The 26297-nt window shown below is 72.8% G+C and carries 24 protein-coding genes and 3 pseudogenes; 12 read left to right on the forward strand and 15 right to left on the reverse strand.

The genetic code is table 11. The features are described from left to right. Nucleotides 1–312, reverse strand: a pseudogene (locus IE312_RS38370) (lasso peptide isopeptide bond-forming cyclase); the annotation flags it as partial. A gap of 26 nt (nucleotides 313–338) precedes the next feature. Beyond that, entirely contained in the window at nucleotides 339–449 is a 111-nt protein-coding gene (locus tag IE312_RS00940) for a keywimysin-related RiPP (RefSeq protein WP_184966700.1), read from the reverse strand. A gap of 927 nt (nucleotides 450–1376) precedes the next feature. Here IE312_RS00940 and IE312_RS00945 point away from each other — a divergent pair. After that, a complete protein-coding gene (locus IE312_RS00945) occupies nucleotides 1377–1727 on the forward strand; it encodes a hypothetical protein (RefSeq protein ID WP_189977329.1) in 351 nt (116 codons plus the stop codon). Nucleotides 1728–1908: 181 nt separating this feature from the next. Here the strand turns inward: IE312_RS00945 and exaC are convergent, their stop codons facing one another. The 6 genes and pseudogenes from exaC to xylB form a co-directional block, all read right to left on the reverse strand. Further along, nucleotides 1909–3432, reverse strand: a complete 1524-nt coding sequence (gene exaC / locus IE312_RS00950; protein WP_189977330.1) for an acetaldehyde dehydrogenase ExaC — start codon at nucleotides 3430–3432, stop codon at nucleotides 1909–1911. Between the two features lie 56 nt (nucleotides 3433–3488). Beyond that, nucleotides 3489–4793 carry a GAF domain-containing protein gene (locus tag IE312_RS00955; RefSeq protein ID WP_189977338.1) on the reverse strand — a complete coding sequence of 435 codons (1305 nt, stop codon included), beginning with the start codon at nucleotides 4791–4793 and terminating at the stop codon, nucleotides 3489–3491. Between the two features lie 102 nt (nucleotides 4794–4895). Further along, a complete protein-coding gene (locus tag IE312_RS00960; RefSeq protein ID WP_189977340.1) occupies nucleotides 4896–5501 on the reverse strand; it encodes an N-acetylmuramoyl-L-alanine amidase in 606 nt (201 codons plus the stop codon). 76 nt (nucleotides 5502–5577) lie between these two features. Then, nucleotides 5578–5925 (reverse strand): annotated as a pseudogene (locus IE312_RS00965) (acetamidase/formamidase family protein); the annotation flags it as partial. A gap of 427 nt (nucleotides 5926–6352) precedes the next feature. Next, entirely contained in the window at nucleotides 6353–7561 is a 1209-nt protein-coding gene (locus tag IE312_RS00970) for an ROK family transcriptional regulator (RefSeq protein ID WP_189977341.1), read from the reverse strand. Between the two features lie 51 nt (nucleotides 7562–7612). Then, the gene (gene xylB, locus IE312_RS00975; protein WP_189977343.1) at nucleotides 7613–9058 is read right to left on the reverse strand and encodes a xylulokinase; all 1446 of its coding nucleotides are present in this window, start codon (nucleotides 9056–9058) and stop codon (nucleotides 7613–7615) included. Between the two features lie 154 nt (nucleotides 9059–9212). Between xylB and xylA the strand changes: the two genes are divergently transcribed. Together xylA and IE312_RS00985 are read left to right on the forward strand one after the other, a co-directional pair. Continuing rightward, nucleotides 9213–10379: a xylose isomerase gene (gene xylA / locus IE312_RS00980; RefSeq protein ID WP_189977345.1), complete on the forward strand. Its 1167-nt coding sequence runs from the start codon at nucleotides 9213–9215 to the stop codon at nucleotides 10377–10379. Nucleotides 10380–10713: 334 nt separating this feature from the next. Then, complete coding sequence (locus tag IE312_RS00985) at nucleotides 10714–10896, forward strand: tail-anchor membrane protein (RefSeq protein ID WP_189977347.1); 183 nt, start codon at nucleotides 10714–10716, stop codon at nucleotides 10894–10896. A 145-nt stretch (nucleotides 10897–11041) separates the two neighbouring features. Here IE312_RS00985 and IE312_RS00990 read toward each other — a convergent pair whose 3' ends face one another. Continuing rightward, the gene (locus IE312_RS00990) at nucleotides 11042–11884 is read right to left on the reverse strand and encodes a hypothetical protein (RefSeq protein ID WP_189977349.1); all 843 of its coding nucleotides are present in this window, start codon (nucleotides 11882–11884) and stop codon (nucleotides 11042–11044) included. Between the two features lie 143 nt (nucleotides 11885–12027). Next, nucleotides 12028–12324 carry a hypothetical protein gene (locus tag IE312_RS00995; protein WP_189977351.1) on the reverse strand — a complete coding sequence of 99 codons (297 nt, stop codon included), beginning with the start codon at nucleotides 12322–12324 and terminating at the stop codon, nucleotides 12028–12030. A gap of 97 nt (nucleotides 12325–12421) precedes the next feature. On the opposite strand from IE312_RS00995, the gene IE312_RS01000 reads away from it, so the two are divergent. Further along, nucleotides 12422–13327 (forward strand): oxygenase MpaB family protein, encoded by a 906-nt coding sequence (locus IE312_RS01000; RefSeq protein WP_189978191.1) that lies wholly within the window; start codon nucleotides 12422–12424, stop codon nucleotides 13325–13327. 82 nt (nucleotides 13328–13409) lie between these two features. Here IE312_RS01000 and IE312_RS01005 read toward each other — a convergent pair whose 3' ends face one another. Next, on the reverse strand, nucleotides 13410–14009 hold the full coding sequence (locus IE312_RS01005) for a class I SAM-dependent methyltransferase (protein ID WP_189977353.1): 600 nt from the start codon (nucleotides 14007–14009) through the stop codon (nucleotides 13410–13412). A 152-nt stretch (nucleotides 14010–14161) separates the two neighbouring features. On the opposite strand from IE312_RS01005, the gene IE312_RS01010 reads away from it, so the two are divergent. The 5 genes from IE312_RS01010 to IE312_RS01030 all read left to right on the forward strand — a co-directional run bounded on the left by IE312_RS01010 (nucleotide 14162) and on the right by IE312_RS01030 (nucleotide 19367). Next, nucleotides 14162–14935: an MHYT domain-containing protein gene (locus IE312_RS01010; RefSeq protein ID WP_189977355.1), complete on the forward strand. Its 774-nt coding sequence runs from the start codon at nucleotides 14162–14164 to the stop codon at nucleotides 14933–14935. A 45-nt stretch (nucleotides 14936–14980) separates the two neighbouring features. Next, entirely contained in the window at nucleotides 14981–17662 is a 2682-nt protein-coding gene (locus IE312_RS01015) for a sensor histidine kinase (protein WP_189977357.1), read from the forward strand. Then, nucleotides 17659–18090, forward strand: coding sequence for a roadblock/LC7 domain-containing protein (locus tag IE312_RS01020; RefSeq protein ID WP_189977359.1), 432 nt, complete (start codon nucleotides 17659–17661; stop codon nucleotides 18088–18090). The genes IE312_RS01015 and IE312_RS01020 overlap by 4 nt, the downstream gene beginning before the upstream one ends. Before the next feature lie 17 nt (nucleotides 18091–18107). Continuing rightward, on the forward strand, nucleotides 18108–18521 hold the full coding sequence (locus tag IE312_RS01025) for a DUF742 domain-containing protein (RefSeq protein ID WP_189977361.1): 414 nt from the start codon (nucleotides 18108–18110) through the stop codon (nucleotides 18519–18521). Between the two features lie 243 nt (nucleotides 18522–18764). Further along, complete coding sequence (locus IE312_RS01030; RefSeq protein ID WP_189977363.1) at nucleotides 18765–19367, forward strand: GTP-binding protein; 603 nt, start codon at nucleotides 18765–18767, stop codon at nucleotides 19365–19367. Between the two features lie 9 nt (nucleotides 19368–19376). Here IE312_RS01030 and IE312_RS01035 read toward each other — a convergent pair whose 3' ends face one another. Next, on the reverse strand, nucleotides 19377–19805 hold the full coding sequence (locus tag IE312_RS01035; protein WP_189977366.1) for a PPOX class F420-dependent oxidoreductase: 429 nt from the start codon (nucleotides 19803–19805) through the stop codon (nucleotides 19377–19379). A gap of 92 nt (nucleotides 19806–19897) precedes the next feature. Here IE312_RS01035 and IE312_RS01040 point away from each other — a divergent pair, with 92 nt between their 5' ends. Both IE312_RS01040 and IE312_RS38375 read left to right on the forward strand, forming a co-directional pair. Next, complete coding sequence (locus IE312_RS01040; protein WP_189977368.1) at nucleotides 19898–20311, forward strand: roadblock/LC7 domain-containing protein; 414 nt, start codon at nucleotides 19898–19900, stop codon at nucleotides 20309–20311. Nucleotides 20312–20437: 126 nt separating this feature from the next. Next, nucleotides 20438–21289, forward strand: a pseudogene (locus IE312_RS38375) (DUF6397 family protein); the annotation flags it as partial. Nucleotides 21290–21610: 321 nt separating this feature from the next. On the opposite strand, the gene IE312_RS01050 reads toward IE312_RS38375, so the two are convergent. Next, the gene (locus tag IE312_RS01050) at nucleotides 21611–22477 is read right to left on the reverse strand and encodes an acyl-CoA thioesterase (protein ID WP_189977372.1); all 867 of its coding nucleotides are present in this window, start codon (nucleotides 22475–22477) and stop codon (nucleotides 21611–21613) included. Between the two features lie 40 nt (nucleotides 22478–22517). Continuing rightward, entirely contained in the window at nucleotides 22518–25031 is a 2514-nt protein-coding gene (locus tag IE312_RS01055) for a DEAD/DEAH box helicase (protein WP_189977373.1), read from the reverse strand. A 145-nt stretch (nucleotides 25032–25176) separates the two neighbouring features. Between IE312_RS01055 and IE312_RS01060 the strand changes: the two genes are divergently transcribed. Beyond that, nucleotides 25177–25971, forward strand: coding sequence for a metal-dependent hydrolase (locus tag IE312_RS01060; RefSeq protein WP_189977375.1), 795 nt, complete (start codon nucleotides 25177–25179; stop codon nucleotides 25969–25971). A gap of 14 nt (nucleotides 25972–25985) precedes the next feature. Here the strand turns inward: IE312_RS01060 and IE312_RS01065 are convergent, their stop codons facing one another. Then, complete coding sequence (locus IE312_RS01065; protein WP_189977378.1) at nucleotides 25986–26249, reverse strand: type B 50S ribosomal protein L31; 264 nt, start codon at nucleotides 26247–26249, stop codon at nucleotides 25986–25988. Nucleotides 26250–26297 lie beyond the last annotated feature (48 nt).

The following is a 26297-nucleotide window of genomic DNA, read 5'->3' on the forward strand; positions in this document are numbered from 1 at the left end:
GCCGGGAAGGGTGCGGGCCAGTGCGTCGAGCTCCGCGAGATCACGCAACCGTGCGGTCCGGCGCCGTAGTTCGCCGGCGTCGACCGGGCAGCAGCCCACGGCGGCGAGGGAGGCGCTGCCGACGCACGCCGTGACGATCTCTTCGTCGTGCCAGTGACCGACCAGCCACGGCCGCCCCGAGGCGTGCGTGAGCGTCCGGCCTCCGGAGTGGGTGAAGGACCGGGCCACGGCGGCCGCGTCCGCTCGGTCCGTGAAGACCGCGAAGTGCGCGTCGCCGGGGCCCGTCCCCGCACCTGTGTGCGGTTCAGTCATGACGTCGGGTCAAGGACCGTGCGTCGTCAGTTCTTGCTCAGGATCAGCCGGTCGTTGCCGGAGCGCTGAAGGAGCCCCGTCTCCTTCCGGAAGCTGCCGAGCCGGACGAGCGTCGGTGCCTCGTAAGCCTTCTTCATGACCAACTCCTCACGTGCCGGGTTCCGCCCGGCCTCCCTGACCGGCGGCCCAGGGAACTGGCCCGTGTGCTGCCGGTCGGCCCAGGGCTCGTCGGGAGCCCGGGCCGGGAAGCGGACGCAGCACTAGCTAGCTGCAGAGCGTGAGATCACGGCAAGGGCCCCCACAAAGTTCGTACGATATGCAAACTCCGATTTCCCGGCCGTACGCACCCCCTCCCATCGGGATGTCCCACGCCGAGGCATGACCGTGCGAGCCGGACGCACGCGCGCCGGAATGAACGTTTCGACGTGCGTCTCGACCGGTCGCTCCCCGCACCTCACCCGCACCTCGCAGGCCGCTCCCGACGGCGCCCCGAACGGGCGGCGCCGGGGCGCACTGCATCCCCTTGCGGTACCCCCCGGCGCTCCCGGGCCACCATGGCCAGGCCGGTGGCCGCCCCAGCACCAGCCGCACGCCCGGGAGGGTCCGCGGGGCCGTCCGGCCGGAAGGCTCCGGGGCATCGTCCGACTTCGGCGACCTGTTCGCCGGCGACGCTACGCAGTTCTGCCAGGGCGCCACGCGTGTCGCCGCACTCGCCACGCCATGTGGCCAGACTGCCCCGGATGGAGAACGAGGTGGGGTGGTCGGGGCCGAAAACGTCCTGGCCCCTGTAACTGCGAGCATACGCGCCGCAAGTGTGGGCAATCCGCCCGATTCAGCGGACGGTGAGCCCTTCCGGTCCTGATGCCCGGTACGTCACGGTCACGGTTGACCGTGGCCCGCGACAGGCCTTCGTGTGCGCCGGCCCCGGGAGACAGGAGCGAGGCGCCGTGAGCACGCGCCGCGTCGAGAAGCTCGCCGAGCCCCTTGGGGTGACTCCGCCGGACGCCGGCCCCTCGGTCCTGTCCAGCGGGTCATGTCCGGGTGGGGCTCGGTAGGTTTGCGGCATGTCTTCTGCACTGGTTGTCGGTTACGACCCGCAAGCGATACCTGGCGTCGACGGAGAGGCACTTCGCGCGGCGCTCGATGCGGAGCTGGCCCGATTCGGTGAGCACGGCATCGACGCGGCCATGGTGCTGATCACGTTCGACGAATCGGCCGAGTCCGCCCTCGTGGCATCGTTGACCAAGCAGCTGTGGGATGTCGTGGTCGTCGGCGGCGGGATGCGCAAGACCGAGCTGCTGCTTCCGCTCTTCGAACAGGTCGTGAACCTGATCCGGCGCCATGCGCCCCAGGCCGCGATTGCCTTCAACACCAGTGGCGGGGACAGCGTCGAGGCGGCACGGCGGTGGCTCTGAATCCCGGCCGTCCGATCCCGTCCTGAGCCAGAGGCGGACCGCGGCAACGGTGACCGTGCCGCGGAGCCGCAGGCGCGCTCGCCGAACCTGGTGGCCACCGGCGCAGCGCTGTCGCCCGGGCAGAGATCGCCTGGAGTGCGACCGACTCTCCAGGTGACCGGCTCGGGTTCTTCTACGGCTTCTAGAAGAACCCGAGTTTCTTCGGGCTGTAGGACACCAGGACGTTCTTGGTCTGCTGGTAGTGCTCCAGCATCATCTTGTGGGTCTCTCGGCCGATCCCGGACTGCTTGTAGCCGCCGAACGCCGCGTGCGCGGGATAGGCGTGGTAGCAGTTCGTCCACACCCGGCCGGCCTGGATCGCGCGGCCCGCGCGGTAGGCGGTGTTGATGTCCCGGGTCCACACGCCCGCGCCCAGTCCGTAGGGCGTGTCGTTGGCGATCTCGACCGCGTCGTCGAAGTCGCCGAAGGAGGCCACCGAGACGACCGGCCCGAAGATCTCCTCCTGGAAGACCCGCATGCGGTTGTCACCCTCGAAGATGGTCGGCTGGACGTAATAGCCGCCCTTTAACTCGCCGTCGTACTCGATGCGTTCACCGCCGGTGAGGATCCTGGCGCCCTCCTGCCGGCCGATGTCCAGGTAGGAGAGGATCTTCTCCAGCTGGTCGTGGGAGGCCTGGGCGCCGATCATGGTGTCGGTGTCCAGCGGATGTCCCGGCTGGATGCGCCGCGTGCGTTCCACGGCCGCCTCCAGGAACTCGGCGTAGTGACCGCGCTGGACCAGCGCCCGGGACGGGCACGTGCACACCTCGCCCTGGTTGAGCGCGAACATGGTGAAGCCTTCGAGCGCCTTGTCGCGGAAGTCGTCGTCATGCGCCCACACGTCGTCGAAGAAGATGTTCGGCGACTTCCCGCCCAGCTCCAGGGTGACCGGCTTGATGTTCTCCGCGGCGTACTGCATGATCAGCCGCCCGGTCGCGGTCTCCCCGGTGAACGCCACCTTCGCCACCCGCGGACTCGACGCCAGCGGCTTGCCCGCCTCCACACCGAAGCCGTTGACGACGTTCAGCACGCCCGGCGGCAGCAGGTCCGCGACCAGGCTCAGCCAGTAGTGGATCGAGGCCGGGGTCTGCTCGGCCGGCTTCAGCACCACCGCGTTCCCCGCCGCCAGCGCCGGCGCCAGCTTCCAGGCGGCCATCAGGAGGGGGAAGTTCCACGGGATGATCTGTGCGACGACCCCGAGCGGCTCGTGGAAGTGGTAGGCCACCGTGTCGTCGTCCACCTCGCCCAGCGAACCCTCCTGCGTCCGGATCGCCCCCGCGAAGTACCGGAAGTGGTCGATCGCGAGCGGGATGTCGGCCGCCAGCGTCTCCCGCACCGGCTTGCCATTCTCCCAGCTCTCGGCCACCGCCAGCGGCTCCAGGTACGCCTCCATCCGGTCGGCGATCTTCAGCAGGACGTCGGAACGCTCCGCCACCGGCGTACGGCCCCACCCGGGTGCCGCCCGGTGTGCCGCGTCCAGCGCCCGCTCGACGTCCTCCGCGGTACCGCGCGCTATCTCCGTGAACGGCTGCCCGTCCACCGGGGACGGGTTCTCGAAGTACCGCCCGAGCACCGGCGGCACATAGGCGCCGCCGATGTAGTGGTCGTAGCGTGCCTCGTAGGAGACGATCGCGCCTTCGGTGCCCGGCGCCGCGTAACGCGTCATGCTGGTGTGCCTCCCGATGCGGTGCTGCCCGCCGTCGGGCAGCTCTCGGCGCGAGGCTAGGCAAGCGGACGTTGCACCTGCGTTGCACCGCAGGTCCGCGCCGGTGCCCGGCCGGCCGGTACCGCCAGCTCGGCCTCCAGCGCGGCCAGCCTGGCGCGGACCGGGGCCGCCGGGCGCACCCCGGCGAGCGCCCGCCACACCTCCAGGTCGTCCTCGCCCCACGGCGTGTGCGCCCAGTCCGCCAGCAGGTCGGGGTCCCGCTGCGCGATCAGTGCCGTGCGCAGCGCGTCCGCGAGCCGCTCTCGCAGCCGGACGATCGCCGGGGCCTGCGAGCCGGGCAGCAGTGGCCCGGTGTACGCCCCCGCCGCCGCGGTGAGCGCGCCCGTCTTCAACCGGCGCTCGACCACGGCGGCGTCCGACTCCACGCCGGCCGCCAGCCGGTACGGCCGTGAGGCGAGCAGCCCCGCACCCAGCAGCCCGCGCAGCCGGACGAGTTCGGCCCGCAACGTCACCGGTGCCACCGAATCCCCCGCGTACAGGGCGCACAGCAGCTCCTCTCCGCTCAGGCCCTCGGGATGCCGGGAGAGCAGCACGAGGATCTCGCTGTGCCTGCGGCTGAGCCTGATCCGCCGGCCCTCCACGGACAGTTCCGCCTCGTCCCGGCCCAGCGCGCTCAGCAGGGGCCCGGCCTCGGCGGGGGGCGGGGCGAGCAGGGCGAGCTGCGCCTCGGCGGCCCGCGCCACCGCCCGCACGAAGCCGAGGCTGTGCGGATGGGCGAGTCCGTCCCCGCCGGTGATGTCCACGGCCCCGAGGACCCGTCCGGTGCGGGGGTCGTGCACCGGGGCGGCGGCGCACGTCCACCGCTGCACCCGCCGTATGAAGTGCTCGGCGGCGAACACCTGCACGGGCCGGTCGACGGCGACCGCGGTGCCCGGTGCGTTCGTGCCGACCGCGCACTCGGACCAGCGGGCCCCGGGCACGAAGTTCATCCGGTCCGCGCGACGCCGGGTCGCCGCGTGCCCCTCCACCCACAGCAGCCTGCCGTGCGCGTCGCACACCGCCAGCAGATGCTCGCCGTCGGCCGCGAACGTCCCCACCAGCTCCCGGAACAGCGGCATGACCCGGGCCAGGGGATGCTCCGCGCGGTAGGCGAGGAGGTCACCGTCGGTCAGCTCCACACCGGCGGCACCGTCCGGCCCGACACCGGCCCGCGCGCTGCGCCGCCACGACTCCGCCACCACCGACCGCACCGGACGCGGTACCGTCCCGGCCTGTGTGAACGTCTCGTGCGCCCGGCGCAGGGCCCGGACACGCTCGGCGGGGTCGGCCCCCGGCTCCAGGGCAACCCACGGATCGGTCAACTCGGCCTCCCCGGACGGCGGAACGGCGCTCCAACGGTGCTGGGACCATCGTCACCCCGGGTGTCCGCCCGGACAACCGGTGCGACGGCTGTCCGGCCCCGGCTAGGCGAAGTTGACCAGTCTGATGTAGCGCACCCAGTCCCAGTACGGTCCCGGGTCGGTGTGGCCGGTGCCGGGGACCTGGTAGTGGCCGATGATGTGCTCCCGGTCGCGCGGGATGCCGTACGCGGCGCAGACCGCCGCCGTCAGCTTCGCCGACTCCTCGTAGAGGGCGTTGGTGAAGTAGCCGGGTTGGTCCACCCAGCCCTCGTGCTCGATTCCGATGCTGCGCGTGTTGTACGTCCAGTTGCCCGCGTGCCAGGCGATGTCGGCCTCGTGCACGCACTGCGCGACATGCCCGTCCGCCGAGCGGACCACATAGTGCGCGGAGACCTTCTTCGCCGGATCGCCGAAGATCGCCAGTGTGTCGGTGTACGTCTCCTGAGTCACGTGAATGATCACCCGGTCGATGGTGTAGTCGCCGGGCCGGCCGGCCACCGTGTAGTTGGAGCCGCTGGCCGGGCGCCACTCGGCCGGCGGGTAGTCGACGAACCCGGTCTGCGCTCCGGCGCGCGAGTCGGGGAGCAGAGCGTAGGGGACGGCGGCGAGCGCCGCGCCCTTCAGCAGCCGTCGCCGGCTGAGCCACGGTTCGGCTCGGTGCATGTCCATGGCCTGATGCCTTTCAGGATGCCTTTCGGGATGTCTTCGGAAGGCCGTACGAGAGTCAGAGGTGAGGGGGAGGACGTCAGCCGCGCGGGGCACGCGCGGTCTCCCGCAGCCGCGCGTGCACACTTCGGTACGTCTCCCGCGCGGGCGGTCACTGCCTGTGGAGCTCGGCCACGCACGTGCAGTTCGTGTCGCACACGCCGGCCTGCGGTGATTCGACGGCCCGGGGCGCGAACCGGTACGCGTCCAGCCCACTGAACCCGTGGTCGCGCACCAGCCACCGCACCGGGTCGAGCTGGGATATCCGGAACGCGTCCTCCAACGGGCGGGCCGGGCCGGTCGGGATGATGTGCGGATCCGACTCCGGCCGGGGCCAGCGTGTGGCGACGTCCTTGAGGAGGTCCACGACCACCACCGTGTTCCTCGCGATGACGCCCCCGGCCGGAACGGTCCCGGGCGGGACGGACCCCGGCGGAACGGTCCCGGGCGGGACGGACCCGGGCGGGACGGACGCGGTCCCCGCGGCGGCGGCCCGTGCCGGCACCGTGCTGTCCGGGGCCGGCACCTCGCGTGATCCGCTGGTGTCGTGCCGCGGTGCCCCGCTCGACTCCCCGTTCATCAGTCCCCCCCGGTACATGTCGGTCTGCTGCTACCCGCCGCCCGCGTGTCGGCTCATCTCATGGGAAGCGGACGGCTGCTGACGCTCCGTCCGCTGCGCTCGCGTGAATTCACGGTACGGCTCGGGCCGGTTGCGCAGAAGGGCCTGCCGCGGTTGCGTGGACGAGTCGCGGCTTGTGGACAACTCGGTCACCCGAACGGGCGAGACCCGGGACGAGAGGGGCGGGCGAACCGCGTCAGGCGCGCTCCGCCACCACGGCCGGGTCGTCCAGCACCGCCCGGACGACCGAGTGCGCTGCGCCCAGCAGCGGGCCCTGGGACCCCAGCGGGGACACCGTCACCCGGCAGGCCGGGCCCGCCGTACGGCCCGTCAGCTCGCTCTGGAGGGACGGCAGCAGCCAGGGGGAGAGGCCGGCCAGGGCGCCGCCCAGGACCACCGTCTCCGGGTCGAGCAGGTTCACCGCCCCGGTCAGGGCGATGCCGAGTGCCGTACCGGCGTCCCGCAGAGCCGCCCGCACGGCCTCGTCGCCCGCCTCCGCGCGCTCCGCGAGCAGGCCCACCAGATCCTCGCGCGGCTCCAGTCCGGCCGCGCGCAGGACCGCCTCCTCGCCGGCGTACTGCTCCAGGCACCCCCGGCTGCCGCAGGGGCAGGGGGGACCGTCCGGCCGTACCGGCACATGGCCCAGCTCGCCCGCGAATCCCCGGGTCCCGCGCAGCAGCCGTCCGTCGACGACGACCGCGGCGCCGATGCCGATCTCGGCGGACACGTGCAGGAAGTCACCGGGAGTGCCGGCAGCGAGCCACAGCTCGGCCAGCGCGCCGAAGTTGGCCTCGTTGTCCACAGCCAGCGGCCAGTCGCCGGGGAGGAGCCGGCCGAGGTCGGTGTCGTGCCAGTCGAGGTTCGGGGCGCGTACGACCGTCCGTGCGTCCCGGGCCACCAGTCCGGGCACGGCGACCGCGAGCCCGGCGGGCCACAGTTCCGCCTCCTGCGCCTCCGCGACGACCCGGCGGATCAGCACCGTCAGTTCCTCGATCACGGGCCCGGCGGCCCGGCCCCGGTTGGCGCCGTGCCGTACGGCCCGGGCGCGGACCTCACCGCGCAGGTCCACCACGCACACCGCGAGGTGGTCGACTCCGATCTCCGCCCCGATCCCGGCCGGCCCCCGGCCGCTCACCGCCAGCGCGGACCCGGGCCGGCCGACCCTGCCCGGCCGTTCGGGGCCCAGCTCCTCCAGCAGTCCCCAGCGGATCAGGTCGTCCACCAGCGTCGACACCGCGGCCCGGGTGAGCCCGATCCGGGACGCGACCGCCGCCCGGGACAGCGAAACCTCGGCGCTGACGGCGTGCATCACCCGGGCGAGGTTGCGCCGGCGCATGCCCTGCTGGGTGTCCGGCAGGACGCGCCCGGCGCGCGGGGGGCGCTCCTCGTGCAGCGGTGCGGTCATGCCTCCGTCAATCCTCGGTGTCTGCCGCCCGGCGGTGGGCGGGCGGCCCGGTCACTGGGTGCGGGTCTCCCGCTCCAGCAGCGGGGCCGCGTCGGAGAGTACCTCGGTGATCCGTTCGAGCGTGGACCCGTCCCGCTCCACGGCCTCCAGGACCGGGCCCGCGGTCGTGTTCCAGCGCCGGGCCACCGCCGCGGGGTCCTCGCCGGTCAGCAGTCCGGCTGCCTGCGCCGCCGCGCCCAGGGCGACCAGTTCCCCGGCCTCGGGAATCCGGACCGGCCGCCCGGAGAGCCGGCGCACGGTCTGCTGCCAGGCCGTACCCCGGGCGCCGCCGCCGATCAGGAGCAGCGGAGTACCGCGGTCCGTGTCCTCGTCGAGGACCAGGTCGAGCGCTCCCAGCAGCGCGTGCACGGCGCCGTCGTACGCGGCCTGGAGCAGCTGGCCCGCGGTGGTGTCGTGGCGCAGCCCGTGCAGCAGTCCGGAGGCGTGCGGCAGATTCGGGGTGCGCTCGCCGTCGAGGTAGGGCAGCAGCGTCACCGAGCCGCCGGGCTCCACGGCCTCCCGGTCCAGGCCCAGCAGGGCCGCGACACGGTCCACCGCGAGGGTGCAGTTCAGGGTGCAGGCCAGTGGGAGCCAGTCCCCGCGCGCGTCGGCGAAGCCCGCCACCGTGCCGGTGGGGTCGGCGGGGCGGCGCCGGGAGACGGCGTAGACCGTGCCCGAGGTGCCGAGGCTCAGCACGGGGGTGCCGGGCCTGAGTCCGAGGCCCAGCGCCGCCGCCGCGTTGTCGCCGGTACCCGGGGCCACCAGCGTGCCCTTCGAGAACGGCAGGTCGTGACTGTCCCGCACGGTGCCGGCCACCTCGCCGGGCCGCACCACCCGGGGCAGCAGCGCCGGGTCGAGGCCGATGTGCGCGAGAGTCTCCTCGTCGTACGCCTCCGTCCCCGACGCCCACCAGCCGGTGCCCGAGGCGTCGCCGCGGTCGGTCGTGCCCTGCCCGGTAAGGCGCTCGGTGAGGTAGTCGTGGGGCAGCCGTACCGCCCGCGTGGCCCGGACCGCCTCCGGCTCGTGCTCGGCGAGCCACGCCCACTTGGTGGCCGTGAACGACGCCCCCGGGACACTGCCGGTGCGCTCCGCCCAGGCCTTCGGTCCGCCCAGCTCCTCCACCAGGCGGCGGGCCTGCGGTGCCGAGCGGACGTCGTTCCACAGCAGCGCCGGGCGCACCGGCTCGCCCCGCTCGTCCAGGATGACCAGGCCGTGCTGCTGACCGCCGATCGACACCGCCGCCGCCTCGTGCGCCGGCTCCCCGCACTGGCGCAGCGCCGCGCACAACGCGTCCCACCACTGACGCGGATCGCTCTCCCGGCCGGCCCCGGAGGTCACGGTGTGCGGGGCCTGGCCGCTCGCCACCACCTGTCCGGTGGCCGCGTCGACGACCAGCGCCTTCGTGGACTGGGTGGACGTGTCCACCCCGACGACGAGCGGACCCTCGACTGCTGACATCGGGCTCTCCCTCTTCCGCGGCTCCGCGGGAATTGCGGTGGGCTGTCGAAGACACCTTGCTGTCGAAGACATCTTGTCTCTTCCCAGCGGTGCGTCGGCATACTAATTTGTAAACCGCCATGACGAATAGTCGTACGCAGCAAGGAGCCGCGGCATGAACTACCAGCCCACCCCCGAGGACAGGTTCACCTTCGGCCTGTGGACCGTCGGCTGGCAGGGAAGGGACCCCTTCGGCGACGCCACCCGCCGCGCCCTCGACCCGGTCGAGACGGTGCGGCGCCTGGCGGAGCTCGGCGCCCACGGAGTGACCTTCCACGACGACGACCTGATCCCCTTCGGCTCCTCGGACACCGAGCGCGAGTCGCACGTCAAGCGGTTCCGCCAGGCCCTGGACGCCACCGGCATGACCGTCCCGATGGCCACCACCAACCTGTTCACGCACCCCGTCTTCAAGGACGGCGCGTTCACCGCCAACGACCGGGACGTGCGCCGCTACGCGCTGCGCAAGACGATCCGCAACATCGACCTGGCGGCCGAACTGGGTGCGAAGACGTACGTCGCCTGGGGCGGCCGCGAGGGCGCCGAGTCCGGCGCCGCGAAGGACGTACGCGCCGCGCTGGACCGGATGAAGGAGGCCTTCGACCTCCTCGGCGAGTACGTCACCACACAGGGGTACGACCTGCGGTTCGCCATCGAACCCAAGCCGAACGAGCCGCGCGGCGACATCCTGCTGCCCACCGTCGGACACGCGCTGGCCTTCATCGAGCGCCTGGAGCGGCCGGAGCTGTACGGCGTCAACCCGGAGGTCGGCCACGAGCAGATGGCCGGACTGAACTTCCCGCACGGCATCGCACAGGCCCTGTGGGCGGGCAAGCTCTTCCACATCGACCTCAACGGCCAGTCCGGCATCAAGTACGACCAGGACCTGAGGTTCGGCGCGGGCGACCTGCGGGCCGCCTTCTGGCTCGTCGACCTCCTGGAGAGCGCCGGCTACGACGGGCCGCGCCACTTCGACTTCAAGCCGCCGCGGACCGAGGACCTCGACGGCGTGTGGGCGTCGGCGGCGGGCTGCATGCGCAACTACCTCATCCTCAAGGAGCGGGCGGCCGCCTTCCGCGCCGACCCGGAGGTGCAGGAGGCGCTGCGCGCGTCGCGGCTCGACGAGCTGGCCCGGCCCACCGCGGGCGACGGGCTGCAGGCCCTGCTCGCCGACCGTACGGCCTTCGAGGACTTCGACGTGGAGGCGGCCGCCGCGCGCGGGATGGCCTTCGAGCGTCTGGACCAGCTGGCCATGGACCACCTGCTGGGCGCACGGGGCTGATCCGACCAGGGCCGGGATCGAGCGGCTGCGGCTGCCGCTGCCGCTGCCGCTGCCGCTGCCGCTGGATCCCGCCCTTGCCGGCCCGAGACCGGCGGCACCCGAACCGGCGGGTTCCGCTCGATGACCGCTGCCGCTGCCGCTGCCGCTGCCGGGCTGCTGCTGGGGCTGGGGTGGGGCCGCTGCCGGGGCTGCCGCTGAGGCCGGGGCGGCTGTGCGGACGGACTCCTAGGGGGCGGGTCTCAGGGATGTCTCAGGGGCGGGGCGCGGAACCGCGGGGAGCGGGAGGCCGTTCTCAGATCAGAGAGCGGCAGCGGCCGCGAAGGAGGCGACGCTCATGTCGATGAACGCGAAGATCGCCGCAGGAGGCGTGGCGGTCGGGCTGATCCTGCTGATATGGCTGCCCTGGTGGGTGGCGTTCCTGGTCGTCGTGGGAGTCCCGCTGGCCGCGTACCTGGCCCTGGACCCCTCCCAGCGGCGCAGGCTGCGCCGGGTGACCCGCAAGGAGCTCGGCCGCTGAGGCACCGGTGTGCGGCGGGTGAGCGCTCGCCGAGCGGCCACGGTCCGGCCGGGCCGCCCCGGCCGCGGTCAGCGCCGCCGCCCGTGGCCCGGCTCATGGCCCGGCTCGCGGAACGGCACGGCAGGCGTCGTCCGGCCGCCTCGGCTCACAGCGGGCGTACGGCCATCTTGTCGAGCGCCTCCAGCAGTCCCGGCAGCTCCGGGCCCCGGCCCACCGGAAGCACCTCACCGGGCTCCTCGTCGAGCAGGACGAACGCGATGTCGTCGGTGCGGGCCACGATCGACCAGCCGGGGCCGTCGGCCCGCAGCGTCCTGGCCTCGCCCGGGGCGAACGAGGAACGCACCCGCCCGAGCGGCGGCGGCGACTCGACATAGGCCCGTGCCTCCGCCAGCACCCGGCGGACGCCGGCGTGCCCGCCCGACGCGGCACCCTCGCCCTCCGGCGCGGCCCCCGCCGGCTTCGGCTGCTGCCCGCCGGGCGCGGGGAAGTCGGCGTCATCGATCTGCGCCCGCCAGGCGGCCCACTGCAGAGCGATCTCGTCCGCACCCAGGCGTCGCTGCGCGGGCCCCCAGGAGGCGGTGTCCGGCGGGCTGAGCGCCGGCCGGCCCGCCTCCGCGGGAGCGGGGTCGTGCGGAGCGGGCACGCCGGGCGCCGCGACGGCGACGGCCAGGGGCCACCCCGGCAGGGCGGTCACGACCGCGCGCTCGTCCGGCGACAGCTCGTACTCCATGCCGCAGTCCCAGGAGGCGATCGCCACGGCCACCAGCGAGACGTCGTCGATGACGACCGTCCAGCGGGCACCCTCCCCGTCCTGGCCCAGCACCAGGCCGTACCCGTCGGCACGCGGCGCGAGGTCCAGCGCCGCGCACGCCTCCGGGTAGTCGTCACCCAGCACGCTCGGGAACTGCGCCGGCGTCAGCAGCACCGCCGTCAGCACGTAGAGCGCATCGTCCGCGGCGGCGACGGCCTCATCGTCCGTCCCAGCCATCCCTGCCTCCCCAGTGGTCGTCCATCGGCGCGCACCCTAGTGCGAGCGGAAGCCCCTTGTCACGGCTCCGCACACCACGCGGAGCTGCAGGTTTCCGCCTGGACAGGGGCGAAACGGGCCGCAACTGGAGAGGGATGTCCCGCTCAGGCCGCGGGCAGTCCGAGAAGATCGCGGGCCACGGCGTCCGGGGACTCGGCGCGCTGCCGGGCGAGTGCGATCACCGCCCGGCAGGCCAGCTCGCTCACCCCGAAGGACAGCGCCTCCGGCGACACCCAGCCCGCCGCCTCCTCGACCCGGTCCTGATCGTCCTCCGCGCGGGCCGCCACGTACACGGCAGCCGCTTCGAACAGGTTGTGCGGACGCCTGTCCCGAGTGCTCTCCCGGCGTGCGGGCGCGGACGTGCGGAACCTGCCTGCGTACCTGCGGATCATGTCGAACACACAGACCATCCTCTCCCCGGGCGGACGTCGCGACAGCCCCCATCTCCTGCCTCACAACGTAGAGTTGGAGATCGGACGGCAGAAGGGGGACGACGCGGTGAAGCGGTTCGAGCGGCTGGAGCGGATCCGCCGGCTGGACCCGGTGGCGGACGCCGAGGAGATCTACCGGATCAGCGTGGCGTACGAGTTCCCCTGGGACTACAGCCGAGCCCTTGAGCTCGCCCTGTATCGCACCTACGCGGTGCCCGCCATCGGACGGCTGCTCGCGCGGACGGCGGAGCTGACCGAGCGCACGCAGAAGCGGTACGACGACACCGTGCTGCTCCTCGACACCATCGTGGAGCACGGCTTCGCCGCACAGGAGGGCCGCACCGCGATCCGCCGCATCAACCAGATGCACCGCAGCTACGACATCAGTGACGACGACATGCGGTACGTGCTGAGCACGTTCGTGGTGATGCCCCGGCGCTGGATCGACGCCTACGGCTGGCGACGGCTGGCCCGGCACGAGATCGTCGCCGGCACCGAGTACTACCGCACCCTCGGCCGGCACATGGGCATTCCGGACATCCCCGGCACCTACGAGGAGTTCGAGACCCTCCTCGACACCTACGAGCAAGCACACTTCGGCTGGGACGAAGAGGCCCGGCGGGTCTCCGACGCCACCCTCGGTCTGATGGCCTCCTGGTATCCGCGTCCGCTGGCCCCCCTGCTGCGCACGGCGACCCTGGCCCTGCTCGACGAGCCGCTGCTGCGCGCGTTCCGCTACCCGCCACCCGGTGCGGCCACTTCCGCGCTGGTGCGCCGGGCCGTGCGGACGCGCGGCCGGCTGGTCCGGCTGCTGCCGCCGCGCCGCGCCTCGCACTTCGCGCGCCAGAACAGGGAGGTCAAGGGCTACCCGGACGGCTACCGCGTGGCCGACCTGGGCACCCGCCCGGTCCCCGGACTGCGTGGCTGCCCGGTACGGCGTCGGGACTCCTCGGCGGCCGGCCCCGCCGAGTGATGCCAGGGCCGCCCGAGCAGCCGGGTCCCGCGGGTGCCGCGGGGACGCGAGCTGCCGGAACGGACCGACCCGCCCGGCGCGGTCAGCCCTCGCGCACGGCGAGCGCCAGGAAACGGGCGTCCTCGTCGACGTACGACGTCATGCGCCAGCCGGAGCGGGCGAGGAGCGGCCGCAGGTTGGGTTCGGCCCGCAGGTCGTCGGGGGTGATCCGGCGACCCTGACGCGCCGCCAGTGCCGCGCGGCCGACGGGGTGGAAGAGCGCGAGGGTGCCGCCCCCTCGCACTCCGCGGGCCAGTTCGCGCAGGTTGTCCGCCGGGCGCGGCAGGTGGGCGATCAGACCGGCCGCGAACACGGCGTCCAGGCTGCCCGAGCGCAGCGGCAGCGCGGAGACGTCGGCGAGCAGCAGCCGCCCGTGACGGTCCCTGCCCGCCTCCGCGGCGGCCCGGAGCATCGCCGGCGTGAGGTCGGCGCCCAGGACGACTCCCGACGGGCCCACGGCGGCTCTCAGCGGCGGCAGGGCCCGTCCCGTGCCGCAGCCGGCGTCGAGCACCCGGTCCCCCTCGCGCAGGCGCAGGTCGGCCACGGCGGCCGCGTAGGCCGGGCCGTCGTCCGGGAAGCGGCTGTCCCAGTCGGCGGCGCGGGCGGTGAAGAACTCCTGGACGTGTGTGTGGTCGTCGCTCATGTTCCGCATGATTCCTCACCGTCAGGAGGGATGTCTCTGCGCGCATGTTCGAGCGTGAGGCGATCCTTCCGTCGCAACTGTGCGCCACATTCCGACACTTTTCGAAATGCGCCCCCTTTGTGCGCCCCTGCCCCCGCTAGCGTCCCGGGGCCATGGGACACCTGGACCACGCCGCCTTCGGCTGGCTGACACCCGTGCTGTCGTACGTGATGGCCTGCATAGGCGCCGCACTCGGACTGCGCTGTACCGTCCAAGCGCTCGCCACCACCGGCCGCTCGCGCCGCAACTGGCTCGTCACCGCGGCCTCCGCCCTCGGGACGGGCATCTGGACCATGCACTTCGTGGCCATGCTCGGCTTCCGCGTCAGCGGCAGCGACATCCGCTACGACGTGCCGCTGACCATTCTCAGCCTCATCGGCGCCATGGTCGTCGTCTGCGTCGGCGTCTTCGCCGTCGGCTACAGCCACGACCGCAACCGCGCCCTCCTCCTCGGCGGGCTCACCACCGGCCTGGGCGTCGCCAGCATGCACTACCTGGGCATGGCGGCGGTCCGGCTGCACGGCGACATCGGATACGACCCGGTCCTCGTCGGACTGTCCGTCCTGATCGCCGTGGTCGCGGCGACCGCGGCCCTGTGGGCCGCGCTCAACATCAAGTCACCCCTCGCGGTCACCGTCGCCTCCCTCGTCATGGGAGCGGCCGTCAGCAGCATGCACTACACCGGAATGTTCGCGGTGAGCGTGCGCGTGAACCCCTCCGGTGACGCCCTGCCCGGGGCCACGGCGATGCAGTTCATCTTCCCCCTCGCCGTCGGCCTCGGGTCCTACCTGTTCATCACCTCGGCCTTCGTCGCCCTCTCGCCCACCGCCGACGAGCGCGAGGCGTCCGCCTCCGCACAGCGGGCCGTCGAGAGCGTCGCCCGCTAGCGGGGCTCCGGCCCGCGCACCGACCACGTCCCGAGCGAGGAGGCCATGCGCCCACCCCGAACTGTTGAGAAGGCCGCCCCGGCACACCGTCCGCGCGGACGCCGCGCGCACGCCGGACCGCCCGCCGATGAGGGCACCGACCGTCCGCCGGGTACCGCGCCCGGCACCGCACGCGCGCGTGGCGGCCGCCGAAGCCTGCGGCCCCGGACCGTGCGCGCCAAGGTGGTCAGCCTCCTGATGGTGCCCGTCGTCTCCCTCCTCGCCCTCTGGGGATACGCCACCGTCACCACCGCCCAGGACGTCGCCCGGCTGCGGCAGTCCCAGCGGGTCGACGCCGAACTGCGCGCCCCCGTGGCCGCCGCCGTCACCGCGCTGCAGACCGAGCGCACCGAGGCCGTGCGCTACGCCACGGACCCGCGCGCCGGGAACGGCGGTGACCTCGAAGACCTCGCGGCCCGCTCCGACCGGGCCGTCGCCCGGCTCCGGCTCGGCCGGCACAGCACGGTCGCCGACAGCCAGGAACTGCCCGCCGACGTGTCCCGGCGTCTCGACGCCTTCGTCACCGGCGCGGAGCGCCTGCGCACGCTGCGGACGGCCGTACGGGGTCACAAGGCAGGCTGGGACGAGACATACGCGCGGTACACGAAGGCCATCGGAGCGGCCTTCGCCGTGGACGGTGCTCTCACCGGCATCCAGCAGGCCGATGTGGCCTCCGACGCGCGCGTACTGCTCGAATTCTCGCGGGCCTCCGAGGCACTGGCCCAGGAGGACGCCCTGCTGGGCAGCGCGCGGACCACCGGCGCCCTGCGGGGCGAGCGGCTCCGGCTCTTCAGCGCCTCCGTCGCCACCCGCCGCGCGCTCACCGAAACAGCCGTCGCCGATCTGCCCGCCGCCGAGCGCGCCGCCTGGCGAGACCTGGCGCGCAGCCCCGACCACACCGGGCTGGGCGCCGCCGAGGACAGGCTGCTCGCGGCCGGACCGGGGTCCAGGCCGGGCGACACGGCCCCGCAGGCCGCCTGGAACACCGCCTACGCGCGCGTGCAGGACGGCATGCGCACCATCGCGACGGCCACGGGCCGTGCCGTGGCGGGCCGCGCCGACCCGGTCACCCGCGGTCTGCTCAGCCCGGCGGGCGCCGCCGTGCTGCTCGGGCTCGCCGCCGTCGCCACCTCGCTCGTCATCTCCGTCCGCATCGGGCGGGCACTCGTGGTGGAGCTCGTGAGCCTGCGCAACGACGCGCTCGAGATCGCCCGCCGCAAACTGCCGGAAGCGATGCGGAAGCTGCGCGCCGGCGAGGAGATCGATATCCGGGCCGAGGCACCCGCCGGGCCGCCCGCCGAGGACGAGACGGGCCAGGTCGCGGAAGCCCTGACCACCGTGCACCGCGCCGCGCTCCGGGCCGCCGTGGAGCGTGCCGAACTCGCCAGCGGCATCTCCGGAGTCTTCGTCAACCTGGCCCGGCGCAGCCAGGTCCTGGTCCATCGCCAGCTCAGCCTCCTGGACAGCATGGAGCGGCGCTCCGACGACCCCGACGAGCTGAGTGACCTGTTCCGCCTGGACCACCTCACCACCCGGATGCGGCGGCACGCCGAGAGCCTGATCATCCTGTCCGGCGCCGCCCCAGGGCGCGCCTGGCGCATGCCGGTGTCCCTGACCGACGTCGTACGCGCCGCCGTCTCCGAGGTCGAGGACTACGCGCGCGTGGAGGTGCGCCAGTTCCCCGAGGCCCACGTCACCGGCGCGGCGGTCGCCGACCTCACCCATCTGCTCGCCGAACTCGTCGAGAACGCGGCCCAGTTCTCCCCGCCCCACACGCGCGTGCGCGTCACAGGTGAACCGGTCGGCAACGGCTACGTTCTGGAGATCGAGGACCGGGGACTCGGCATGGGCGCCGAGACCCTCGCCGAGGCCAACCGGCGCATCGAACAGTCCGAGGCGCTCGACCTCTTCGACAGCGACCGCCTGGGGCTCTTCGTCGTCAGCAGGCTCGCCTCGCGGCACGACATCAAGGTGCACCTGCGGACCTCCCCGTACGGAGGCACCACCGCCGTGGTGCTGTTGCCGACCGGCCTGCTGCACGGCGGCATGAGGGACCGTTGTGCCCAGGAGGAGGGACAGGCCCCGGCCGGCCGGGAACGCCTCTACGCGCGCGTGCCCGACGCGATACCGCCGCAGGAGGCCGTCCCCGGCATACGGCCCGACCGGCCGGCCCTGGCGGCCACCGCACCGGGCGTGCACGGCACCACTCAGCCGTCCGGTCCGCGCAGCACCACCCAGCCATCCGGTCCGCGCGGCACAGTCCAGCCATCCGGTCCGCACGGCACCGCCCGGCAGCCCGGTCCGCACAGCGCCGGCGCGGTGCCCCGCTCCCACGGCGCGGGGTCCCCGCCCGGGCCGGACGCCCCGGATCCGCACGGCACCGCGCACGAACCCCCGCCCCCCGGCGTCACCGCCCTGCGCCCGCACCGCCGGCCGGAGGACCCCGAGCCCTCCGAGGACCTCCCGCGCCGCGTGCGCCAGGCCAACCTCGTCCCCCAACTGCGTCACCACCGCACCGAAGAGCCGGCGTCACAGCCCGCCCTTGACGACCGGCGCACCCCTGAGCTCGTGCGGGACCGCATGACGGCGTACCGGGACGGCTGGGTGCGCGGCGGTGGCACGCAGCCCGGCCGCGGCGCCGCCCCGAAGCCCGTAACGGGCAGTCACAGCGAAGGAGACCCGGCATGATCCAGGACCCGAACCCCGGCCGGCGGTCCGGCGAACTCGACTGGCTGCTCGACGATCTGGTGACGCGCGTCCGCGAGGTGCGGCACGCCGTCGTGCTGTCCAACGACGGCCTCGCGGTCGGCGCCTCCAGCGACCTCGCCCGGGAGGACGCCGAACACCTCGCCGCCGTCGCGTCCGGCTTCAACAGCCTCGCCAAGGGCGCGGGACGGCACTTCGGGGCGGGCGGGGTGCGCCAGACCATGGTCGAGATGGACGACGCGTTCCTCTTCGTGGCCGCCGCCGGCGACGGCTCCTGCCTCGCCCTGCTCACCGCGGTCACGGCCGACATCGGGCTGGTCGCCTACGAGATGGCCCGCCTGGTCAAACGCGTCGGCGAACATCTCTACACACCGCCGCGCCTCGCGGCGCAGCCACCCGCCGCCGGATGAGCCGGAAGGCCGCACCGATGACCGACAATCCGACCGAGGGTCCCCGCGAGCCGGGCAGCCAGTGGTACGACGGCGAGGCCGGGCCCCTGGTCCGCCCCTACGCCATGACGGGCGGCCGGACCCAGCCCGGGCCCACCGGCGTGCGCTTCGACCTGATCGCGCTCGTCAGCCTCGACCCCGCCGCTCCCGCGCTCGACGACGACTCCGCGCTGGGCCCCGAACACCGGACCCTGATCGACCTGTGCCGCCCGGAGACGCAGTCCGTCGCTGAACTCGCGGCGGACGCGGACCTCCCGGTCGGCGTGATCAGGGTGCTCCTCGGGGATCTCCTGGAACGGGGCTGCGTGACGATCAGCCGTCCGGTGCCGCCGGCGCAGCTGCCCGACGAACGGATCCTGCGCGAGGTCATCGCGGGACTGCGAGCGCTGTAGATGCACGCTGTAGTTGCACGTTCGGACACCGTCGTACGCCTCACCGCGTCCGTTTCTGTACGCCGGGCCGTGTCCCGGTCCGTCCGAAGCGGGCATGTCGTGTCACCGATCGGGCGCGAACCGGTCACATCAGGTGCACTTCGCTCCTATCACCCTGACGCGTCCTGCCGTTGTCATCATGCTGCCTGCACCACCGGAGCACGCGGACGCCGGCCGCGGCCGGCCCTCCCGAGAGAAGTGATCATGGTCTCCGAGCACTCCGACGCCGTCGGCGACACCTCCGCCCTGGCGCTGAAGATACTGGTCGCCGGTGGCTTCGGCGTCGGCAAGACGACCCTGGTGGGGGCCGTCAGCGAGATCCGGCCGCTGCGCACCGAGGAACTCCTGAGCGAAGCCGGGCAACTGGTGGACGACACCGACGGCGTGGACCAGAAGGTCACCACCACCGTGGCCATGGACTTCGGCCGCATCACGATCCGCTCCGGCCTGTCGCTCTACCTCTTCGGCACGCCCGGGCAGGACCGCTTCTGGTTCCTGTGGGACGAACTGTCCCAGGGCGCCCTCGGTGCCGTGGTCCTGGCGGACACCAGGCGGCTGGAGGACTGCTTCCCCGCCGTCGACTACTTCGAGCACCGGCGGATCCCGTTCGTCGTGGCCGTCAACTGCTTCGCCGGTGCCCGCGGTTACGGCGCCCCCGACGTCTCCCGGGCGCTCGACCTCGACCACGGCACACCGGTGGTGCTGTGCGACGCGCGCGACCGTGACTCCGGCAAGGAGGTGCTGATCAGCCTGGTCGAGTACGCCGGGCGGATGCACACCGCCCGGCTGCTGGACTCGGTCGGGTGAGTCCGGGGCTCAGGCCGCCAGATCCCGCACCGCCACGACGTTCTCGATGCGGACGCGGACGACGAGTTCACCGGGCACGCCGTTGCGGGCGCCGTACTCCTCGGCGCGGTCCTCGCCCATGTACCGGGCGGCGATCCGGGTGGCCCAGTGACGCACCTCGGCCAAGTCCTCCGACAACCGGGCGCGCCCGTTCAGCACCACGAAGTGGAACGGCGGACGGTCGTCGTCCACGCACAGGGCGACCCGGCCGTCACGGGCCAGATTCCGCCCCTTCACCGTGTCCTTGCCGGTGTTGAACACCAACTCGTCCCCGTCCAGGAGGAACCAGATCGGAGCCACGTGCGGGCTCCCGTCGGCACGGACGGTGGACAGCTTGCCGGTGCGGGTGCCGTCCGAGACGAACGCCCGCCACTCCTCATCGGTCATCTTCTCTGCCATGGGCCCATCCTGCTTGCTCGCGCGCCGGTCGTGGGGAAGGCTGGCGGGGGAGTTCCTCCAGGCAGGGGGAGACGTCACACGGGGAGACGGACATGGCGCAGAACCAGGGTCTCGACTGGCTCCTGGACGATCTGACCGAGCGGGTCGACCATGTACGCCACGCACTGGTGTTGTCGAACGACGGACTGGTCACCGCAGCGAGCACGGGCTTGCGTCGCGAGGACGCCGAGCACCTGGCCGCCGTGGCCTCCGGGCTGCACAGCCTGGCCAAGGGCTCGGGGCGCCACTTCGGCGCGGGCAGAGTGCGCCAGACGATGATCGAGTACGACGACGCCGTGCTGTTCGTGACCGCGGCCGGCACCGGCAGCTGTCTGTGCGTGCTCAGCGGTGCGGAGGCCGACATCGGGCAGATCGCCTACGAGATGACCCTGCTCGTCAACCGGGTCGGCGAACACCTCGGCGTCGACATCAGGCAACCTGAGCGGATACGCCCTTCGGAGGACTGACCTACGCTTTCGGCTGCTCCGGTGGAGTTGTCCACAGGGCTGCCACCAAGTGCGACGGTCCAGCTACGGTGAGTGCACGGCGAACGCACCGGGCGTGAGCCACGGACTCCACGGGGGAGTACGACCATGTCGGCACGCACCTTCGGCCCACCCCGCCGCCCCAGCACGTGCACGCCGAGTCGCGCGGCTCGGGAACTGGGGCTCAAGCGAACCGAATTCGACCTCGCCGTGCACCTCGGCCACATCCGGACCGTACCGGACGAGGGCGGGGGAGGAGGCAGGCGTGTGGAGCGCGCGGAGATCGACCGCCTCCGCGCCGAAGGGGACTTCCCCGAGTCCCTCCGCCGGCGCGTGCAGGTGGTGGGTACGGCGGAGGGTGCCGCCCTCCTGGACATCCCGGTCGGCCGGTTCGGCCGGCTCGCCCGCCTGGGACTCCTCGCACCCGTCATGTTCTACCTCAATCGCTACCGAACCGTGGTCTGGCTCTATCTGGCGGAAGAGGTACGCCAGTTCGCGGCCGACCCGCAGAACGCGCACCTGCTGACGGGGCGTACACCACAGACGCTGCGCGGCCGGCTGGCCGCCGGGGTGGATCTGCGGGCGCGCAACTGGCGCGGACGGCGCCTCGGGCACCTGTTGCGACAGGCCGAGGACCCGTGGGCCCGCGCCGGGGCCGTGGCCGCCCTGCTGGCGCCCGTCGAGGTCGCCGGTGTCGTCCAGGACCCGTACGAGCGCGCCTGCCTGAACCGGTTCCGGCCCGTTCCGCCGGGCCACGGCGCGCCCGGGTCACCCTCCGCGCACCTCGTCGAGCGGATCACGACGGCGCAGGACGCGGACGAGATCGGCTGGCTGCGCAGCGAACTGGCGCGCTCGGTCGCCGAGGCCCGCGACGCCTCGCCGGCCCCCCGTCCGGCCGTCCGCCGCGCACCGCGGGCGCCCCGTTCCGTCGCGCGGCCGATTCCGCCGATGGCGCCCACGGTCACCGGACGGTTGGAGCAGTGGACGGTCGTCCGGTCCACGGCGGACACGGCGAAGCACCCGGTACCGGCGCCGCTGCCCGCGGAGCAGTCTGCGCCGAACGTCCAGCCGCCCGCGTGGACTTCCCGGTCGTGCGTGCGGCCCCCGCGGTCCGCGGGCCGGCCGGCGGCGCGGCACGTCGCCCGGGACAACGGGCCGGCGGGGGCGGCCCCGCCGGGGGCGCCCCGGGGCCTGCGGGCCTGGTTGCGGCGGAGAAACCCCCGTCCCGTACCGCCGGAACGGGTCTGAACACCCCACCGCGGCAATCCGTGCCGCCGGCTGCTACAGGGCCCTGAACAGGCCCTCCTGCACCACTGAGACGAGCAGTCGCCCCTGCAGGTCGTAGATGCGTCCGCGGGCCAGCCCGCGACCGCCGGTCGCGATCGGCGACTCCTGGTCGTACAGGAACCACTCGTCCGCGCGGAACGGCCGGTGGAACCACATGGCGTGGTCCAGCGAGGCCATGTCGAAGTTCCGTGGCCCCCAGAGGGGCTCCACCGGGATGCGCACCGCGTCCAGCAGGGTCATGTCGCTGGCGTAGGTCAGTGCGCAGGTGTGGACGAGCGGGTCGTCACCGAGCGGTCCGACCGCGCGCATCCACACGGCGCTGCGCGGATCGGCGCCCTCGATCTCCTCGGCGTTCCAGCGCAGCCGGTCGGCGTACCGGATGTCGAACGGCTGGCGGCGCGCCATCCGCTCCAACCGCTCCGGCAGCGCCCCCAGATGCTTGCGGATCTCCTCGGTGACCGTCGGCAGCGCCTCGGGGTCCGGCACCTCGCGGGCCGGCGGCAGCTGGTGCTCGAACGGTCCTTCCTCAGGTTGGTGAAAGGAGGCGGTCAGATTGAAGATCGTGCGGCCCTGCTGCACGGCCGTGACCCGGCGTGTGGTGAAGGAGCGCCCGTCGCGGACCCGCTCCACCTGGTACACGATCGGCACGCCCGGCCGGCCGGGGCGCAGGAAGTACGCGTGCAGCGAGTGCACCGGGCGGTCGCCGTCCGTGGTGCGGCCGGCGGCGACCAGCGCCTGGCCCGCCACCTGGCCGCCGAACACCCGTTGCAGCGACTCCTGCGGACTGCGGCCGCGGAAGATGTTGACCTCGATCTGCTCCAGGTCGAGCAGGTCGACCAGTCGCTCGGCCGGATTCGTCATCGGTGGGATTCTCCTTGGCTTGCCTCGGACCGGGAGCTGCTTACAGCTGGCCGACATCGGTGACGCGGACCACGGCACGGCCCTCCGCGTCGGAGGCCGCCAGGTCGATCTCCGCGCTGATGCCCCAGTCGTGGTCGTCGTTCGGGTCGTCGAAGATCTGCCGGACGCGCCAGAGCCCGTTGCCCGGCTCCTCCTTGATGACCAGCAGCTTGGGGCCGCGGGCGTCGGGCCCGGTGCCGAGGTCGTCGTACTCGTCCCAGTACTTGTCCATCGCCTCGCCCCACGCGTCGGCGTCCCAGCCCGACTCGGCGTCCATCTCGCCCAGTTCCTCGACCTGGTCGAGCGCGGCCAGCTCGACCCGGCGGAACATGGCGTTGCGGACGAGGACGCGGAAGGCGCGGGCGTTGGTGGTGACCGGCTTGACCTCGTCGGCCTTCTCCTGGGCCTCCTCGGCGGTCATCTCCTCCGGGTTGGCGAGCTGCTCCCACTCGTCCAGCAGGCTGGAGTCCACCTGGCGCACCATCTCGCCCAGCCACTCGATCAGGTCCTGCAGGTCCTCGGACTTGAGGTCGTCCGGGATGGTGTGGTCCAGGGTCTTGTAGGCGCTGGCCAGGTAGCGCAGCACGATGCCCTCGGTGCGGGCCAGCTCGTAGAAGGACACCAGCTCGGTGAAGGACATCGCGCGCTCGTACATGTCCCGGACCACCGACTTCGGCGACAGCGGGTGGTCGCCGACCCAGGGGTGGCTCTTGCGGTAGGTGTTGTACGCGTGGAAGAGCAGTTCTTCCAGCGGCTTGGGGTACGTGACGTCCTGGAGGCGCTCCATGCGCTCCTCGTACTCGACGCCGTCGGCCTTCATCGCGGCCACGGCCTCGCCGCGCGCCTTGTTCTGCTGGGCGACGAGGATCTGCCGCGGGTCGTCCAGGGTGGACTCGACCACGGAGACCATGTCGAGGGCGTAGGACGGCGACTCGGGATCGAGCAGTTCGAACGCGGCCAGGGCGAACGTGGACAGCGGCTGGTTCAGCGCGAAGTCCTGCTGGAGGTCGACCGTGAGCCGGACGATGCGGCCCTCGGCATCCGGTGTGTCGAGCTTCTCCACGATGCCGCCGTCCAGCAGGGAGCGGTAGATCGCGATCGCGCGGCGGATGTGCCGCAACTGCTGCTTGCGCGGCTCGTGGTTGTCCTCCAGGAGGTGGCGCATCGCCTCGAACGCGTTGCCGGGACGGGCGATCACCGACAGCAGCATCGTGTGCGTCACCCGGAACCGCGAGGTCAGCGGCTCCGGCTCCGACTCGATCAGCTTCTGGAAGGTGTTCTCCGTCCAGCCGACGAAGCCCTCCGGCGCCTTCTTGCGCACCACCTTGCGCCGCTTCTTCGGGTCGTCGCCCGCCTTCGCCAGCGCCTTCTCGTTCTCGATGACGTGCTCCGGCGCCTGCGCGACGACCAGACCGGCGGTGTCGAAGCCGGCCCGCCCGGCCCGGCCCGCGATCTGGTGGAACTCCCGGGCCCGCAGGGTACGCACCCGGCTGCCGTCGTACTTGGTCAGCGCCGTGAACAGCACCGTGCGGATGGGCACGTTGACGCCCACGCCGAGCGTGTCCGTGCCGCAGATGACCTTCAGCAGACCGGCCTGGGCGAGCTTCTCCACCAGGCGCCGGTACTTGGGCAGCATGCCGGCGTGATGCACACCGATGCCGTGCCGGACGTAGCGGGAGAGGTTCCGGCCGAACTTGGTGGTGAAGCGGAAGTTGCCGATCAGCTCGGCGATCTGCTCCTTCTCCTCGCGCGTGCACATGTTGATGCTCATCAGCGCCTGCGCCCGTTCCACGGCCTGCGCCTGCGTGAAGTGCACGATGTACACCGGGGCCTGCTTGGTCTCCAGCAGGCCGGTGAGCGTCTCGGTGAGCGGGGTCAGTTCGTACTCGTAGGAGAGCGGTACCGGGCGGGTCGCCGAGCGGACCACCGCGGTGGGGCGGCCGGTGCGGCGGGTGAGGTCCTTCTCGAAGAACGACACATCGCCCAAAGTGGCCGACATCAGGATGAACTGCGCCTGGGGCAGTTCCAGCAGCGGAATCTGCCAGGCCCAGCCGCGGTCGCCTTCGGCGTAGAAGTGGAACTCGTCCATGACGACCTGGCCGACGTCCGCCTGCTTGCCGTCGCGCAACGCGATCGACGCCAGCACCTCGGCGGTGCAGCAGATCACGGGCGCGTCGGCGTTCACGGAGGCGTCGCCGGTGAGCATGCCGACGTTCTCGGTGCCGAAGAGCTTGCACAGCTCGAAGAACTTCTCCGACACCAGTGCCTTGATCGGCGCCGTGTAGAAGGTGACCTCGTCCCGGGCCAGCGCGGTGAAGTGCGCGCCGACGGCGACCATGCTCTTGCCGGAACCGGTGGGTGTCGAGACGATCACGTTCGCCCCGGAGACCACCTCGATCAGCGCCTCCTCCTGGTGGGGATAGAGGGTGAGGCCGCGCTCCTGCGCCCACGACTCGAAGGCTTCGTACAGGGCGTCGGGGTCGGCGGTCGGCGGCAGCTGATCGATGAGGGTCACGCCCCCATCTTGCCTGGCCTTCGGGCCGAGCGGGGAATCGGCTGCGGGTACGAAGATCACGGCCGCTACGCTGTGTCGCCGACGCAGCGTGAGCGCAGCGGGTCAACTGGACAGCGGCGCACGAGGAATGGGGCGGGAAGCGGTCATGATGGGACCAGCACACTCACTGTCGGGGGCCGCGGCCTGGCTGGGCGTCGGGGCCGCCGCCGCCGCGGGCGGGCATCCGATGCCCTGGCCGGTCCTCCTCTCCGGTGCGCTGATCTGCGCCGGAGCCGCGCTCGCCCCGGACCTCGATCACAAGGCGGCCACCATCTCCCGGGCGTTCGGGCCGCTCTCCCGGTGGATCTGCGAGATCGTGGACAAGCTGTCGTACGCCGTCTACAAGGCGACCAGGAAGCAGGGCGATCCACGTCGCTCCGGCGGTCACCGCACCTTGACGCACACCTGGGTGTGGGCGGTCCTGATCGGCGGCGGCTGTTCCGTGGCGGCGATCACCGGAGGCCGGTGGGCGGTGCTGGCGATCCTGTTCGCGCACATGGTGCTCGCGATCGAGGGCCTGCTGTGGCGGGCGGCGCGGGGTTCCAGCAGCGATGTCCTGGTGTGGTTGCTGGCGGCGACCAGCGCGTGGATCCTGGCGGGAGTGCTGGACAAGCCGGGCAACGGTTCCCACTGGCTCTTCACCGAGCCGGGGCAGGAGTACCTGTGGCTGGGGCTGCCGGTCGTGCTCGGTGCGCTGGTCCACGACATCGGGGACGCGCTGACCGTGTCCGGCTGCCCGATCCTGTGGCCGATCCCGGTCGGCCGCAAGCGCTGGTACCCGCTCGGGCCGCCGAAGGCGATGCGGTTCCGGGCGGGCAGCTGGGTCGAGCTCCGGGTGCTCATGCCGATGTTCATGCTGCTCGGGGGAGTGGGCTGCGCCGCGGCTCTCAACGTGATCTGAGCGAGCCCGCGCGTTCAGGTCGCCTCACCGGCGTCCGCCGCGCCGTAACGGCGCTCGAAGCGGGCGATGCGGCCCTCGGTGTCGACGGTGCGTGCCTTGCCCGTGTAGAAGGGGTGGCTCTCCGAGGAGATCTCCACGTCGATCACCGGGTAGGTCCGGCCGTCGTCCCAGTCGATGGTCTGCTCGCTCTGCGCGGTGGACCGGGTCAGGAAGGCGTAGCCGGCGGCGCGGTCGCGGAAGACGACCGGGTGGTAGTCGGGGTGCTTGTCCTGCTGCATGGCGGCTCCTCGTGCGGGGCGGTCGGGACGGCCGGATCCGCCGGATCC

The organism is Streptomyces capoamus (assembly GCF_014654935.1).
In the GTDB taxonomy this organism is placed as follows: Bacteria; Actinomycetota; Actinomycetes; order Streptomycetales; family Streptomycetaceae; genus Streptomyces; species Streptomyces capoamus.